12 protein-coding genes are annotated in these 16,033 nt (G+C 51.6%); 6 read left to right on the forward strand and 6 right to left on the reverse strand.

The window, feature by feature from the left end; translation table 11 throughout:
* The first annotated feature begins 42 nt into the window (after positions 1-42).
* Positions 43-1,884, forward strand: coding sequence for an ATP-dependent nuclease (locus D0C36_RS15880; protein ID WP_117392579.1), 1,842 nt, complete (start codon positions 43-45; stop codon positions 1,882-1,884).
* Between the two features lie 125 nt (positions 1,885-2,009).
* On the opposite strand, the gene D0C36_RS15885 is transcribed toward D0C36_RS15880, so the two are convergent.
* Entirely contained in the window at positions 2,010-2,243 is a 234-nt protein-coding gene (locus tag D0C36_RS15885; protein WP_117392580.1) for a helix-turn-helix domain-containing protein, read from the reverse strand.
* 343 nt (positions 2,244-2,586) lie between these two features.
* On the opposite strand from D0C36_RS15885, the gene D0C36_RS15890 reads away from it, so the two are divergent.
* The 4 genes from D0C36_RS15890 to D0C36_RS15905 all read left to right on the forward strand — a co-directional run bounded on the left by D0C36_RS15890 (position 2,587) and on the right by D0C36_RS15905 (position 9,115).
* A complete protein-coding gene (locus D0C36_RS15890) occupies positions 2,587-2,862 on the forward strand; it encodes a hypothetical protein (RefSeq protein WP_117392581.1) in 276 nt (91 codons plus the stop codon).
* Between the two features lie 131 nt (positions 2,863-2,993).
* Positions 2,994-4,514: a thioredoxin domain-containing protein gene (locus tag D0C36_RS15895; RefSeq protein WP_117392582.1), complete on the forward strand. Its 1,521-nt coding sequence runs from the start codon at positions 2,994-2,996 to the stop codon at positions 4,512-4,514.
* Between the two features lie 21 nt (positions 4,515-4,535).
* A complete protein-coding gene (locus D0C36_RS15900; protein WP_117392583.1) occupies positions 4,536-7,748 on the forward strand; it encodes a SusC/RagA family TonB-linked outer membrane protein in 3,213 nt (1,070 codons plus the stop codon).
* Between the two features lie 2 nt (positions 7,749-7,750).
* Complete coding sequence (locus tag D0C36_RS15905) at positions 7,751-9,115, forward strand: RagB/SusD family nutrient uptake outer membrane protein (RefSeq protein ID WP_117392584.1); 1,365 nt, start codon at positions 7,751-7,753, stop codon at positions 9,113-9,115.
* Positions 9,116-9,182: 67 nt separating this feature from the next.
* Here the strand turns inward: D0C36_RS15905 and D0C36_RS15910 are convergent, their stop codons facing one another.
* Together D0C36_RS15910 and D0C36_RS24385 are read right to left on the reverse strand one after the other, a co-directional pair.
* On the reverse strand, positions 9,183-9,476 hold the full coding sequence (locus tag D0C36_RS15910) for a hypothetical protein (protein ID WP_117392585.1): 294 nt from the start codon (positions 9,474-9,476) through the stop codon (positions 9,183-9,185).
* 60 nt (positions 9,477-9,536) lie between these two features.
* Complete coding sequence (locus D0C36_RS24385) at positions 9,537-9,968, reverse strand: MauE/DoxX family redox-associated membrane protein (RefSeq protein ID WP_147322020.1); 432 nt, start codon at positions 9,966-9,968, stop codon at positions 9,537-9,539.
* Positions 9,969-10,058: 90 nt separating this feature from the next.
* Here D0C36_RS24385 and D0C36_RS15920 point away from each other — a divergent pair, with 90 nt between their 5' ends.
* Positions 10,059-12,854 (forward strand): lantibiotic dehydratase, encoded by a 2,796-nt coding sequence (locus D0C36_RS15920; RefSeq protein WP_117392587.1) that lies wholly within the window; start codon positions 10,059-10,061, stop codon positions 12,852-12,854.
* 7 nt (positions 12,855-12,861) lie between these two features.
* On the opposite strand, the gene D0C36_RS15925 is transcribed toward D0C36_RS15920, so the two are convergent.
* Genes D0C36_RS15925 through D0C36_RS15935 form a run of 3 tightly spaced genes read right to left on the reverse strand, consistent with a single transcriptional unit; the run spans position 12,862 to position 16,032 of the window.
* Positions 12,862-13,524: an AAA family ATPase gene (locus D0C36_RS15925; RefSeq protein ID WP_117392588.1), complete on the reverse strand. Its 663-nt coding sequence runs from the start codon at positions 13,522-13,524 to the stop codon at positions 12,862-12,864.
* 5 nt (positions 13,525-13,529) lie between these two features.
* Positions 13,530-13,886: a nuclear transport factor 2 family protein gene (locus D0C36_RS15930; protein WP_117392589.1), complete on the reverse strand. Its 357-nt coding sequence runs from the start codon at positions 13,884-13,886 to the stop codon at positions 13,530-13,532.
* Complete coding sequence (locus tag D0C36_RS15935) at positions 13,849-16,032, reverse strand: caspase family protein (protein WP_117392590.1); 2,184 nt, start codon at positions 16,030-16,032, stop codon at positions 13,849-13,851. Before D0C36_RS15935 ends, D0C36_RS15930 begins: the two co-directional genes overlap by 38 nt.
* Between the last annotated feature and the right edge of the window lies 1 nt (position 16,033).

Below are 16,033 nucleotides of genomic sequence, written 5' to 3' on the forward strand. Positions count from 1 at the left end.
TGAAACAAGTACCTATATTATAACAATCCTAAAATCTTATTCATGAAAATCGACTACTTCTACATTAAAGGCTTCAGGAGAATCAAAGAAGCAAAGATCGAATGTGGGGACGCGACCTTCCTTATAGGCGAAAACAATATCGGCAAAAGCAGTATTCTTACGGCCATGGAATTGTTCTTCTCAGATTCCAAAAACCTAGATGACGATGACTACTTTAAGATCGATGACCCCGAACACCAAGCCGACGAGGTCATTTTTGAAGTAAAACTCACCGACCTGCCCGCGGAGTCCAATACATGGCGCGGATTCAAGGGCCGCATTTTTGCAGAGGCCCCGAACGGTGAGCCACTGAACTGTATTTATTACCGAAAAACCTATCCAAGAGGCGGCGCAGCAAAGAGAGAAATGCGGTCTTGCAGCAAAACGATAAAGGAAGAATTTGCGAAGTGTAAAACGCTTGACGATTACCTTGCAGTAGGCATTAGCGAAGAAATCATCGCCGAGTGTTTTGAGGGTGATGTAAACAGGTCAAAAAACCTTACCGCTAAAGACAAAGATAAGCTCGACCTTATCTCAGAGATTTGGGACGTCGACGAGAATAACGCTGAGTGGGCGCAAAATCCCGGCGGCATCGAGCAAAACATCTTAGTGAAACTTCCCCGTTTCTTGCTTATCCCAGCCGAGAACGGAAAAAACGAGATTAACAAACAAGGCGGCGCTCTTCAAAATACCATGAAGGAACTGTTCAATGAAGTAAGGGAAGCGTCAGAAAATTACAAGCAGGCCCAGCTATATTTAGAAAAACTGGCAGCCGAGCTAAATCCAAACGACGAAAATCAGGAATTCGGAAAAATGCTTATTGAGATAAACAATATCATAAGCGGTGTATTTACAGGTTCACAAATACATATCACGACAGATTTGAGTGATGCCAATTCGTCCATAAAGCCTACGTTCAATATTGAAATGTCAAGCAACGTTAAAACTCATCCTGAAAAGCAGGGAATGGGTGCGATACGTTCAACAGTATTTGCCTTGTTGCGGTATCGTGAGCGATTTGTTCAAAGAAAAATCAAAGAAGGAGTTTTTATAAGACCCTTGATAATTGGGTTTGAAGAGCCTGAGATGTATCTTCATCCCAATGCGGCAAGCTTGATGCGCGAAAAATTATATGAACTGGCCACTTCGTCGAATTCCAAGATCATTTGCACTACGCACTCGCCATATATGATCGACCTTAGTCGGAAGATCGATAATGAACATTACCCCAAACAAGTACTCAATCTTTTGAGTTTAAAAATCGATGCCGAGCATGCTATTCCTGTCACCACATCTATGGCATTCAACACCACAAAAGCGTTCAAAGACCTGCAAGCGGATGATAAACAGTTTGTCAAATTCATTTTGAAGATCGACGATTCAATAGCGAAAGTGTTTTTCTGCCGACGTGTCATTGTTGTCGAAGGGGATACAGAGGAATTACTGTTGAAAGAAACGGTACAGCGACTACCGATAATTAAAATGAAAAAGTTTCTATCAGAGTATCAAATTGTCAAAGCCAGAGGTAAAGCAGTGATCATATCACTTGTAAAATACCTGAAAATTTTAGGCATTGATCCTTTTGTCATTCACGATATGGATACTGAAGCAGGAGCAATGAAATTTAATGATCCGATCTTGGCAAGTTTGGAGAATATGGAGGAAAGGAGGTTAATGGTTGAACATACGATCGAAGACCTTATAGGTTATCCTGAACCAGTGAATGAAAAGCCCTACAATGCCTACAGACATATTAATGAAAACTGGGGAAGTGACTGGGACAATGTAGGTGCTCCATGGAAAGAAATTTTTCAAAAACATATCTCACCTGAGCTATTTGTATAAGACGGAATAGATATGCATGTGATCTGGATGTTTCAGGCCACATGCTTTTAAGAATTGCCAAATGGAGGCCCTGTCTATGAATGAGGCGGCATAAAAATTAAACTATTTGTTAAAACAGTATTCGACTATTTTAAATCGGAAAAATCCAAAAGTGTTGTTGGGTCAACATTAAGGGCTCTAGACAGAGCCATGAGTATATAAGCTGTCGGATTAGCACCTTCAATTTCGTAACGGTTGATCACTTGTTTATCTTTATTGATCCTTGCTGCTAATTCAAGTTGAGTGATATTTAGTTGTTCGCGAAGCTGCTTGATTCTTCGACCAAGGTTTTTACGGAATTCTATCAGCTTAGCGTCCATGTACGCAAACTCACACTTATTTGAAAATATCTGGTCAACAAATTTGTTTACTTTATTTTTATTTGCTAAGTTTGATTAACACCACAAGGTGTAAAGATTTTTAGGTATTACTGAAGAACTCGTTCCAAAAACCGCCAGTTTTCAATGAACGCGAGTCGATAGGTCAATGCCCGTATCTGTTATTGTTAAAAATAGTCCGTGAGGATAGTATATTTGGCAATCAATAAGGTATGGGCTCTATCGTTTAATCCGCGTTCGGGCTCCTGGCGGTGCCTTGGAGCGGAGATAGAGCACCGCCTTGTTGTATATCGGGTGTCTATAGTTCTTCAAATTTTTTGAAACTATGGGTACCCGATTTTTTTGTCCTGACCTTATTGCTGAATTATTGCCTGGGTGTTCTTCCGCCGAGTTGCGGGTAGAGCTGCTGGAGCTGCTTCGCTATGCCTCTAAGGGCGGGATAGAAGAAAAGGGGGATGCCTGTATCCAAAATATTGCCCTGTTGTTCGATCAGTTAATAGCGCTCGTTGCGGCTTTGGAAGCGATGCAGCGGGGGGGCGGGGCACCCCATTCACAAAGTGATCCTGATGTTGGTTTAAAAAGGGGCGGGCTCAATGGATAAGCTCATTGTCCATACCTGGCTTTTGCTGATCTCGCCTCCTGAGTAAGGTGGGTGCGGGCGTTTGACGTCTTTTCTGTGGCTGCGTTCTGCGGCTGTTTTTTATTGCTGTTTTTTTAATTAATGATGATTTTATGAAGCTGAAAATGGGTTTCCTGCTATTCCTGTGCCTGAATTTCAGGGTCTGGGGGCAGGAGAAAGGTGTTTTGAATAAGGATGTTTTGAGTAAGGATGGTCAGGCGGTTCTGGCGGGTCAGGCCGGCCGTTCCGGCCTCGTTAAAGGTAAACCAATAACCGGTGCTGTGCCGCGTATCGGTGAGCCGGTACCTGATGTGCTGGTCACCGGTATCCGCGGTCTGCAGTTGGGGGGGAAGGTGATCGGGGGTACGTTGGGTGATTTTTCGGGCGGTGCGTCAGGGTCCGGTGGTTCTTTGCGGCTTTCTGCTTTCAGGGGGAAGCTGCTGATCATTGATTTCTGGGCGACGTGGTGTTCGCCCTGCCGTGCGATGGTGCCGGTGTTGGATTCTTTGCAAAAGGTTTTCGGGGATAAGGTGGTGTTCCTGCCGGTGACGTACCAGTCGGCGGCGGAGGCGGGGCCGGTGCTGGCGTCTTTGCGTCGTTTGCGGCCTTTTGATCTGCCGGAGGTTTTGGGGGACAAGGTGCTGCACGGTTTGTTCCCGCACCGGTCTTTGCCACATTTTGTATGGATAGATGGTTCGGGTATCCTGCGGGCGATCACGGAGGAGAAGGAGGTGACGGGGGAGAATATTCGCCGTTTGCTGGCTGAGGGGAGTGTTGTGCGGGATGGTGTTGTCGGGTTGGGCAGGACTGAGGGTTCGGTGCCGGTCGCTGCTTCGGGTGTTGGTGCCGGCCTGGCTTTGAAGCGGGATTCTTCGGTGGCTTATGATGCGGGGAAGGCGCTGCTGCTGGACGGGAACGGGGGGGATGGTTCGCGTGTGCTGTACCATTCGCTGTTGTCGGGTTATAAGGCGGGGCTGGCCTCGGGGATCTCGGTGTCGGCTTTTGATCCGGTTTTGGGGCAACGTTTTACGGCGCGGAATGTGCCTTTTCCCTGGCTTTGCCGGCTGGCGTTCGGGGAGAACGGCCGGCGTTTCCCGGTGTCGCGGACGATGATCTTATCGCGGGACGCTTTGGGGATGAACAGTTCGCTTTCGGGGCAGGCTTTTGAGGGCTGGCTGGATGCGGGGCATGGCTGGTGCTATGAGCTGGCTTTGCCGGCTTCGCTGGCCGGAAGTGCCTACGGGATGATGCAGGCGGACCTGTTGCGGCTGTTCCCGCAGTACCGGGTGTCGGTGGAGCGGCGGGAGCTGCCCTGTCTGGCGCTGGTGCGGACGGGGGATGCTGACCGGCTGCGTTCTGCGGGCGGGGAGGTGTCGGTGGATATCGGGCCTTATAAGGCGGTGCTGCATAACGCGCACCTGTCGCAGCTGATGATGCGGCTGGAGCGGCAGTACCTGCAGGGGTCGGCGCTGCCGCTGACGGATGCGACGGGCTATACGGGCCGGGTGGACCTTTCGCTGGAGGCGCCGCTGTATGATGTGCCGGCGCTGAATAAGGCGCTTGCGGCTTACGGGCTGGCGCTGCGGGAGCAGCGGGGGACGGTGGAGGTGCTGGTGGTGCGGGATGCACAATAACGGATAAACCTAATTCCTTTAATGATGAAATATATTTTATGTGTACTGATGAACTGTTTTTGTTGCGCTTTGCTTTCTTTTTCGGCATTGGCGCAGGATGCCGGTATTGATGCTGGTGTTGGTGTCCGGGGGAGGGTGCTGTCCGGGGACAAGCCGGTGGCGGGGGCCTCGGTGGTGCTGGTGGGGAGTACGTATGGTACGGTAACGGACAGTGCGGGACGTTTCGCTTTGGCCGCGCCTGCGGGGATCTGGCATTTGCGGGTTTCTTTTGTGGGGCTGGTCACGCAGGAGCGGGCGGTGCGTCTGCCGGTGGCGGAGGCTGTGGTGTTCGCTTTATTGCCTTCGGATAATGTGCTTTCTGAGGTGACCGTCTCGACGGGTTACCAGACGCTGGCGAAGGAGCGGGCGACGGGTTCTTTCGCGGTGGCGGACCGGAAGCTGCTGGAGCGTTCGGTGTCAACGGATGTGATCGACCGTCTGCGGGACGTGGTGCCCGGGGTGTCTTTTAATAACCAGGGGACGCGGATCTCGGTGAGGGGGCAGAGTACGCTGTTCTCGAATGCGGAGCCGCTGATCGTGGTGGATAATTTCCCTTATAACCAGCCGGTGGAGAACCTCAACCCGAACGATGTGGAGAGTGTGACGGTGCTGAAAGATGCGGCGGCGGCCTCGGTATGGGGGGCGCGTGCGGGCAACGGCGTGATCGTGATCACGACGAAACGGGGGCGGAACAATATGGGGCCGCAGCTGAGTTTCTCGTCGAATGTGACGGTGGGGGCGAAGCCTGACCTGCTGTCGGTGCCGCGGATGTCGGCGGCGGATTATACGGGGCTGGAGCGGCGTTTATTTTCAGAAGGTTATTTTGAAGGTGCGGAGCAGTCGGACAGCCATCTGCCGCTTTCGCCGGTGGCGGAGCTGCTGGCGGCGGCGCGGGATGGGGCTTTGAGTAGTGCTGAGGCGGACCGTCAGATCGCTGCTTTGTCGGGATATGATGTGCGGCGCGATGAGCTGCGTTACCTGTACCGGCCTTCGGTGAAGCAGCAGTATGCGCTGAGCCTTTCGGGCGGCAGCGGTGTGCAGCGCTATTATGTGTCGGCGGGTGCGGATAAGAATACAGAGAATGCGGCGGGAAACCGTTATGACCGGGTGACGCTGAATGCGAACAATACCTGGTCGCTGATCGGCGGTCGTCTGGAGGCTTCGCTGGGGATGGCGTACACGCGCAGCAATACGGTGCGGGATGCTTTGGGCAGCCTGACCTGGAACAGGGGGCAGCGGATCTATCCTTATGCGCGGCTGGCGGATGAAGCGGGGAATGCTTTGCCTTTGGTACGGGATCTCCGTTCGGGTTTTGCGGATGCTGCGCCGGGGGCAGGTCTGCTGGACTGGTCCTATGTGCCTTTGAACGAAAGGGGTGCTTATGACCGGACGACGGTATTGAACGAGGTGCGGATCAATACGGGGCTGAAATATAAATTGCTGCCGGGGCTGTCTGCGCAGATACTTTACCAGTATGACCGGGGGGCGACAACGGGGCGTGACCTTTCCCGTGCGGGGAGTTATTATGCGCGAAACCTCATTAACCGGTATACGCAGGATGACGGTTCGGGGACGCTGACGCGGGCGGTGCCGGAAGGCGGGGTCCTGGATCTTTCAGACGGTAGTTCGGTGGCGCAGAACCTGCGGGGCCAGCTGGATTACGGACTGGTGAGGGGGAAGAATGAATGGTCTTTGCTGGCGGGCTGGGAACTGCAGTCGCAGCGGGTCAGGGGCAGCAGTTACCGGCTGTACGGTTATGATGAGGAGCATGCGACGGCGGTGGATGCGGATATGCGGACGCTGTATACTTTTTATGATGACCCGGGGCAGCAGGGGGTGTTGCTGTCGAATACGGCTTTGTCGGATGCGGTGGATAACTACCGCTCTTATTACGCGAATGCGGGCTATACCTATGACGGGCGGCTGACGTTCTCGGCAAGTGCGCGGAAGGACCAGAGTAACCTGTTCGGGGTGCGGTCGAACCAGAAGGGGGTGCCGTTGTATTCGCTGGGGGCAGCGTGGGAGGTCTCGAAAGAGGGTTTCTATAAGCTGAAGGGGTTGTCGCAGCTGCGGCTGCGCACGGGTTTCGGTTATAACGGGAATGTGAACAAGAGCCTGTCGGCCTATACGACGGCCAGCTATTTTGACGGGAGCGAGGCGTTCTCGCAGCTGCCTTATGCGCGGATCATCAATCCGCCGAATCCTGAATTGCGCTGGGAGCGGGTGCAGCATATCAATCTGGGGCTGGACTTCGGGCTGTTCGCGGGGCGGATCTCGGGTACGTTCGAGTATTTCTTCAAGAAGGGGACGGACCTGATCGGGAGTTCGGCGATGGCGCCGTCCTCGGGTGTGCTGACCTTTACGGGTAATGTGGCGGATACGCGGGGCCGGGGTTTCGATCTTTCGCTGCAGAGCCGTAACCTGACGGGAAGGTTTTCCTGGACGACGGATTTCCTGATGAGCAGGGTGCGGGATGTGGTGACGCATTATGAGCGGCCTTCGCCGGCGGGCAGTTATCTGGAGAGCGGAGATCAGGGGCGGTACGCGCTGGAAGGTAAGCCGCTGTATGCGGTCTACAGTTACCGGTCTGCGGGGCTGGACCCTGCGACGGGTGACCCGCAGGGGTACCTGAACGGTGCGGTCAGTAAGGACTATGCGGCGATCCTGTCTGCTGCAACGCCGGATGGTCTGGTGTTCAATGGTTCTTCGCGGCCGGAGGTATTCGGCGCGCTGCGCAATACGTTCGGTTACGGGCCGCTGGAGCTGTCCTTCAATATCAGCTATAAGCTGGGGTATTATTATCGCAGGCCGTCGGTGGTATACGGAACGGACCATGGTCTGGCGCAGCAGAGCGGGGACTTTGCCCTGCGCTGGCAGCAGCCGGGGGATGAGGCGCATACGGTGGTGCCGTCAATGCCGGCGGGCACGAACTTTCAGCGTGACCTTTTCTACCGGTATTCTTCGGCCCTCGTGGAGAAAGGCGACCATGTGCGGCTGCAGGACCTGCGGCTGGCCTGGACGTTTGAAAAGGGCAGCCTGTCCTTTTTGCCGAAGGGTGGCCTGCAGATCTATCTCTATGCGTCAAACTTAGGTATTCTGTGGCGGGCGAACCGTTCACATACGGATCCGGATGCGATCAATACCTACTCTTTACCAAAAACTCTTTCGGCGGGTGTCCGCCTGAACCTAAACTGATCATGATGAAAAAGATTTTTACGATTTGTGTGACAGGCGCTGTTTTGCTGCTGGCAGCCTGTAAAAAAGATTTTCTGGAGCAGCGGCCGGACAAGGCGCTGCTGGTGCCTTCATCAGCAAAGGATTTCCGGGCTTTGCTGGACAATACGGATGTGTTCAACCTGACCACGGGGCTGACGCTGCTGGCGGATGGTGATCTGGTGGCGACGGATGCAGGCTGGAACAATCTGGAGAACCTGCAGGAGCGGAACAGTTATACCTGGGCGGCGGATATCTTCGGGACAGAGACGGCTTATGAATGGGATACCTTCTACCAGCAGGTGTTCTATGCGAATGTGGTGCTGGAGGGGCTGGACGGTCTGGCAGACAATGCGGAGACCCGGCAGCTGCGGGCGGAAGCACGCTTTCACCGTGGCTTTGCTTTCTTCGGTCTGGCGCAGCAGTTCGCGGTGCCTTATACGGCTGCTGCTGCGGGTACGGTGGCGGGGATCCCGCTGAAGCTTTCTGCTGTGGTAACGGAGAAGGCGGGCAGGGGTACGCTGGCGGAGACGTATGCGCAGGTGCTGGCAGATCTTGCTGCGGCAAGGGGGGCTTTGCCGCTGTCGGTGCCGTCTAAGAGCAGGCCTTCGCTGGCGGCGCTGTACGGGCTGCTGGCCAGGGTGTACCTGACGATGGAAGATTACGGTAAGGCGGGCTTGTATGCGGATTCCTGCCTGCAGCTGCACCCGCAGCTGACGGATTACAATACGCTGAATGCGGCGGCGGTGCGGCCGTTCCCGCCGGGGCTGCCGCAGGGTACGCCGGAGGAGATCTTTTATGCTTCACCCTCACCGTATGGTTATATCAGCTCGGCCTCGCAGACGTACCTGACGCCGGAGTTCTACGGTCTGTTCGACGGCAACGACCTGCGCAGGACGGTTTTCTTCCGGCAGATCACGCCGGGGAATTTCAAGTTCAAAGGGAATTATGCGGGTGCGATCAGCTATTTCTCGGGGCTGGCTTCGGATGAACTGTACCTGGTCCGCGCGGAATGCGCGGCGAGGGCGGGTGATGCGGCAGGGGCAGTGCGTGACCTGAATACTTTGCTGAAGGCGCGGTACAAAGCGGGGACGTTCGTGCCGCTGCCGGCAACGGATGCGGAGACGGCACTGGGGCTGGTATTGCAGGAGCGGCGGAAGGAGCTGGTGATGCGGGGGCTGCGCTGGACGGACCTGCGGCGGCTGAATACGGACCCGCGGTTCGCGGTGACGCTGACAAGGACGGTGGCGGGACAGGTGTATACGCTGGCACCGGGAAGTAAGCGGTATACGTACCCTTTACCGCCGGATGAGCTGAAGCTGAACCCGATGCCGCAGAATGCGCGCTGAGGGCGCAAGGAGGGGGGATAAAAAAGGCCCGCCTTTTCAGGCGGGCCGGTGATCAGGTTGAAGCTGCCTATTGCAGGAAGGTGCCGAGCACGGTGTTCGATGGCTGGGCGATGCCGGGATGGCTGTCGTTTGCCTGGTTGTTCGGATCGACATCGGTCGGATACTCTTCCGTACACACATTGCTGCTGTTCTGACAGCGGTAACCTGAAGGGCTGCTCAGGCCGGTCACTTCGGTATAGATGCCGGTGGAGGCGTCTTTCCCCCATTTGCGGGTGGCGAAGGCATGGTGTGCTGAGGCCAGTGCGCTGCCGGCGCCCAGTACAAGGGCAATGGCGGCCAGTTTTACTTTTAAATTTTTCATGGACATGAACGCTTTTAAGGTCAAAAACGAACGAAAACTTTTAATTAAAAATAATGCTGCCTACTCTTTTCGAAGGTTTTCGGCTTTCCCCTTATATCGCTGGTACCAGGCCGTCGTGCTGAGGGCGAGGAAGAAAATGTTGAAGATGAAATGGGCGCGCCAGGACAGGTTCTGCAGCACGCCGCCGCAGGAACAGGGAACTCTGTCCCAGAGGCCGGCAAGCACGAGTGCGATGTACCCGGTAAAAACGGCCATCAGGACGGCGGAAAGGAGCAGGCCTGCGGTCCTGGTCCTTTCGCTGAAAAGGAGGGCTGTTGTGAGCAGCTCTGCTGCGGGGACGAGTATCCACAGGATACCTGCTGCCTCCGGGGGGATGTTCTGGTTGTACATCTGTTGCCTGGCGGTGGCGGGGTCGGCGAGTTTGCTGACGGCCGCGTATGTGAAAAGCAGGACGAGTAATGCAGGGGCGAGGGTCTGTATGGTTTTTTTCATGGTTCCGGTTCTGTTGACACAAAGTAAGGGCGCTCTTATGCCTGCGAACAGTGGGAAAAGGGTAGTATACCCTTTGGAAAGGGGGCTGGCATGAGCGCATACAGGTTTTTTGACCGGCTGATGCTGCGGGCACCAGTATACAGTTTTTCGAGGTATGCGCCGGAGCGGCTGGGGGAAGTGCTGGGCAACAGGGAATTCAGAGAGGCGGTGTTGCTGGCCACCGAAGGGTTATACCGGGCACTGGAGGCAGCAGGCTTTGATCCCGAAAAGCTTTCTGCCAACGCCCGGTGGTCACTGCTGAGATATTATAACCGGATGTGTTTCCGGCCGACGCCGTTCGGTGCATTTGCTTCGGTCGGGATGACCTCATGGGGAGACGGCAGCTGTCGTATCAGCCCGGCTATGCATCTGCACCGGCTGCACAGCCGTGAAGTTATTTACGGTCGGGTTTCCGACGGGCGTGTTTTGGCGGGGAGTGATCGGGTTGGATTATCGCCGCTCGCTTACCGCTATGGTAAAGAGTTCCGGTGCTATCGCCTTGAACTTTCGGAGGCTGATGGGCGGTATTCGTTTCATCTGGATGCCGTTGCTGCGGAAGGCCTGACGGTCCGTTTGTTCCGACGGCTGGCGAAGGGACCTGAAGCCTTTGATGGGTTGTCCGCCTGTATAAGGAAGCTGTCTGGATGCGATCCGGAAGAGGCGTCCGGGTTTATCGGGTTTCTGTTGCATGCACAGCTGTTACAGCGCTATGCGCCGGAAAGGTCGCTGATAGGCGGGCAGGAAACGGAGCTGACTGACAACGAAAACGGATCAACGGATTACGCCGTCCTGAACAGTGAGGTGACCGGCGGTCCTTCCGTGGAGGACAGGGCGGGACTCGAAAGGGCGCTTGCTGCCTTAAGGATCATGGCTGCTTGCGCGGGAGCTGCCGAGGGGGCGTTGGAGAAGTTTAGCCGGGCTTTTAGCGACCGGTTTGGTGACCGTCAGGTACCACTGACGGAGGCGCTGGACCCGGATGCCGGTATCAGTTATCCGGAGACGGGGCAGGCAGTGCCGGAGGTATGGACGCTTTTACATAAATTTTTCCTGGCGAAATGGATTCAGGAACGCTCGAGGGGTTTTTACGATGTGCTGGTATTGAGCGAGGCAGATCTTGCCGGTCTGGCAAATGAGCAACCTTCTGTAAATTTCCCGCCAACGACAGGGGTATTGTTCCGGAAAGTCCAGGAGGGGATGGTGATCGAGCATGCCGGAGGGGCAACAGGAACGGCTTTGGCGGGGAGGTTTTCACTGTTCAGCGATGAGGCCTACGCGCTTTGCCGGGAGGCGGCTGCTATGGAAGCCGCTGCTCATCCGGATGTGGTCTTTGCGGATATCAGAGGGGAGTGCGGCCCGCATACGGATAATATTAACCGGCGCCGCAGGGTGTACGGGTATGAGATCGCGCTGGATGGCTGTATCAATGGAGATAAAGTTGAACTGTTGCCTTCAGAGCTGCTACTTTCCGTACAAGATGGTGAGTTGGTGCTGTATTCCCTGTCGCTTAAGAAGCGGGTGGTCCCGAGGCTTTCAACGGCCTTCAACCAGAATCGGCACGGTTTGGGTATGTTCAGGTTTCTGGCTGATCTGCAATACCAGGGACTATGCACACGCCTGCTGCCGGATCTGGAAGTACTTTTCCCTGGCCTGGCTTTCTATCCGAGGCTGACCTACGAAAAATGTGTGCTGGCTGCGGCAAAATGGAAGTTTAGGTCGGAAGAACTGCCCGTGGATGTATCCGGCATGTATGTGTTTAGGAAACGTCACCATTTGCCGGCCCGGGTGAGTATGGGTTATGCTGACAGGCAACTGGTATTTGATCTAACGGATCATGCGGAAGCTTTGTTCTTTTTGCAATGTATAGCGGAGAAGGCGGAGGTAACGCTGACGGAATGGCTCGTTCCTGATAAAAGTGTGCGCTGCGGGTACCGGGAAATGTCGGGGCAGTACCTTGCGGTGGGCTGGCATGATTCAGTGGTCTACAAAGGTATGCGCAAGGATCATAGGAAAACAGGCACGAAGGTAACCCGCCGGTTCCTTCCGGGCAGCGAGTGGCTTTACATTAAATTGTATTGCTCGGAGGCGAGCGCGGACCGTATCCTTCTCGGGGTGGTGCGCCCGCTGTTGAATAAATTCAGAGGGGAGTTATTGTCCTGGTTCTTTATCCGTTACAAGGATCCTGAGCCGCATATCCGCCTGCGTTTTAGGGTTAAAGGTGAGGGGCATGGCCGGATCCTCGCAGCTTTGGACCGTTTGACAAGGTCGGGGGAGGCGGCCGGTCTTGTACAGGTTGTACAGGTAACTGCGTATGAACGGGAACTGGAACGGTATTCACCTGAGCTGATCACGCTGGCCGAAGGCGTGTTTGAAGCAGGCAGTGACCTGGTGTTGATTGCCTTAGAGAACGAGGCAGAGGTTATGCCTTTAGCAGTAGTGGTGATCTACGGAATGCTGGAAGCATTTCTAAAGGGATATGATGACTGCATTGCATTTGCAGGAAGGTCGGCTGGTGCTTTTCGGACGGAATTTTCGATAGATAAACAACAACAGTTGGCGATAGATAAGGCGTTCAGGAAATTGCGGGGGAAACTGGAGAATGCATTGTCATCAAAATCCGTTTCCGACACTGCCGGCTTTTTATATGAGCGTATCCGGATCATTAACAAAGCAGTTGTGGGTGTTAATAAAGTTACAAAGATGAGATTGCTGTCTGATCTTTGTCACATGCAGGTGAATCGGTTCTTCAGCAGCGATCAGCGCCCGAAGGAACTGGAGGTCTGGAGCTTCACGGAAAAATATATTAAAGGAGAGATGGCGAAATTTATTAATCGGAACAAAGAAGTTTAATATATAATCAGTCTGGCAGCGAGATGAACTTACGAGGGGTAGTTGGCTGACTTGTTAGTTTTGTCAAAAGAAGATCAAAATGCAATCCGTCCTTAAAATCAATTTTAGAACGGTCTACATCAATAAAGCACGGGAACATAGATAGGTTATCGGCGATAAATTTTTTGGAATGTTCTCCCATCCCCGAAAGAAAATCGATCAGCGTGTCGGAGTGGAGTGTCCAATCCCCGCCTTTACTCAAAAGGTTTAATTTTATGTTTCCTGAAGGAACATTGAGATAAACCAGGTAGTCCGGCGGAGCAAGTAAGCGGTTGTCGCTTTTTCCCAGATCATGGAGAATTTGTCGTTCAAACGGGTCGGTGATATAATGATCTATGTATTGCTGGTACTGGTAAAAAGTAGATTCGATGACAACGGTTTTGTGCTCGCCCGCCAGACGCTTAGCCTCAATAAAATCCGCTACCTGCCTGTTTCTGAACCAGAGGATGGTTTCAAATAAATTACGTTGTTCCTTTAAATTGATGACGATCTCCTGTGGAAAGCTGTGCACGTGTTCATGTATTACTTCCACGCCGGGCATTCCCCTGAATTTTTCGGCAAGATATGTTTTGCCTGAGCCAGGTGTGCCGGTGATCCCTATTATTTTTCCTGAAAGATCTTTCGGTCCCATCCTTGCTAAATTAAGTTAAAATATTCCCGTAAACTAATGATCTTACCATCCGCTAGATCCCACCACATGATCCCGTTAAGTGAAACATCCCGGCCTCGTTTTATATCGAAAAAAGTGGCTTTCCAGTCGATAACAATCTGTTCTTTCGTTGATATAAAACGTTTCGCGTGAAAACTCACATTCCTTTGCTTTTCTCTGTTTTCGTTCCAGTAGGCTTTTAGTTCTTCCAAGCCGTTGAAAATACTGTTTACTTTCTCTTCATAAACAATATCCCCCGCAAAGAGCATTTCCAGGTTTTCGGTATCGTGCCGTTCCCAAAGATCTTTATACAGGGCGATTAGTCCGGAGTCGGTATAGGCCATATCTTAAAGTATAACTCGTTTTTATAAATTCAAGCAGGTTCTTATCGCTGATCCCGCTTTTTTGTTTTAATGCAGCAATGACATGGTGCGGCATTTGAAAGCGTTCGTCTGTATATTTGTAGTTTACACATTGGAACATTTCATGATTAAGCAACTTCTCATATACCTTAGACTCGGCCTGTTCGACTAAAAGTAAATAGCCATTTTTACTCAACCGTTTGCCGACCAGGTCCAGCATCTCATATTGCAGGTGCCTGTTGGTTATCTTATCTTTCTCTTTTATCTCACACAAGAAATTACTTGATACGATCAGATCATATTGTGTCTTGTCCTGTCTCAAATAGTCGAAGGCATCTTCGTTGATAAAGTTGATCCCGGAGAACGATACTAATATACGCTTTGCAAGATCGATCTGGTCTTTGGATTTATCAAGAATCGTTAATGACGGCATTTTTTCCGGTATTTTCTCGGAAAGCAACAGATCAATTATAGCGGCAGTAGATGCACCGCCGCCGCCGCCAAGATCCAGGATCCTCTCAGATTTTCTAATTGTATGTTTTAAGTTAAGCGATACGATAGAATGCCTTACCTTAAAGTAATTAGCCAAGAAATATTGAAAAACAAATGAAATGCCATCACTTCCATAGTTCACGCTTGCGTTCTTAATTCCCGCAATGACGGACTGGATCGAATGGAGGGAAAGATTTTCTACCGCATCTTCTTTAATGACTTCAAGCATCTGAGGAAGAATTTGTGATTGGTTATCATATACGGCAGCCGGAATCTCTGAAGACCTCATCAGTTTGTTATCTGAGTTAGACAATACTGCATAATTATGGTCGATTCTCATGATTTTTTGCCAAAACTCATCCGCTGATCTGTTGGTCAGTTTAAAAATGAAATCGCTGATCTCCTGACTGGCTGATCTGGCCAGTTTATAAGTTCCCCATCGATTGTACATCGTCGATGATTCGCTCCATAGTTGAAAGAAATGGTTAGCCATCAATTGTGCAATAGATGGATTAGCGATACTTAACGAATAGTTTATCTCCTGAATATTGTTTTTCAGACGGATGATGATCTTTTTTTTATCTGCGATAAAAAAGTTATAATCTGATTTCTTACTTTCATTTTTAAATCTCAGAGAAACATCCGGAACTTCTGTGCGTAAACGGCAAGCCCCGAAAATCGATGTGGAGTCACTGGGGACGATACCCAAATGTCTGCGGTTTGGATTTTTTAATTTAAATTTTTTTGAAGCCTGGTTAATTAGTTTTTGCTGTTCTCCGTATAGTTCATCATCGATGTCAGCGATTTCTGACGATGTGAAAAGTATTTCATTTTCTGCTTCATTTATTGCTTCTTCCAAAAGCCTTAAATAATCTCCTTTTTGATATACCAATTTAATGACACAGTCTTTTTTGGTGATGTCTATGACCTTATTATGGATACGTTCTGAGGCATGGTTAAGCGCCATGTAGGGGTCTACTTTCTTTAATGGCAAAAACTTACTGACATTCGATTTAAAGATGGGTAGTTGATCTGAATTTTCAGTACGATTACTGATGTATTTGAAAATAGAAACAATATCAACAAATCCGCGCTCATCTGCCGCGCGCCCCGCCAATGCTTCAAGTAATAATCCGGTAAAGTGACTGTTGCCGTCGGCGTAACACTTGGATGCCTGGTCCGCCGCAGAAGACGCCAACACACTAAGACCTGGCTTGATAAGTGTATTTGAATTGCCGATGTCGCCGAAATCTCCCGCGAAACAGCAGTCAAGTATGATGATGGTATTTCTTGCGGTTGACCTGGATGCATATTTCAAAAGATCTCCAAAGTTTACCCCGTCTGAATCGTCTTTTAAGGTTTTTACCTGCATGGTAGGGTTATCAGTTTTAGACGCGTGCCCGGAAAAATAAAAAAGCGCGACTTCTCTGGGTTCAGGTGAGGTGAAAAACTTTTCCAGTTTCTTACTAAATTCGTAACGGAGAGTGCCTTCGGGTAAAATTTCAACACTGAAAGGATGATCATCTGATCTGTTTTCCAAAGCCATGGCCAAATCCTTTACATCTTTAAGGCAGCTACTTAACTTATTGGTCTTTCCAACATAATTGTCCACGCCAAATAATAATGCCCTTCTCATA

It is taken from the genome of Mucilaginibacter conchicola (assembly GCF_003432115.1).
In the GTDB taxonomy this organism is placed as follows: domain Bacteria; phylum Bacteroidota; class Bacteroidia; order Sphingobacteriales; family Sphingobacteriaceae; genus Mucilaginibacter; species Mucilaginibacter conchicola.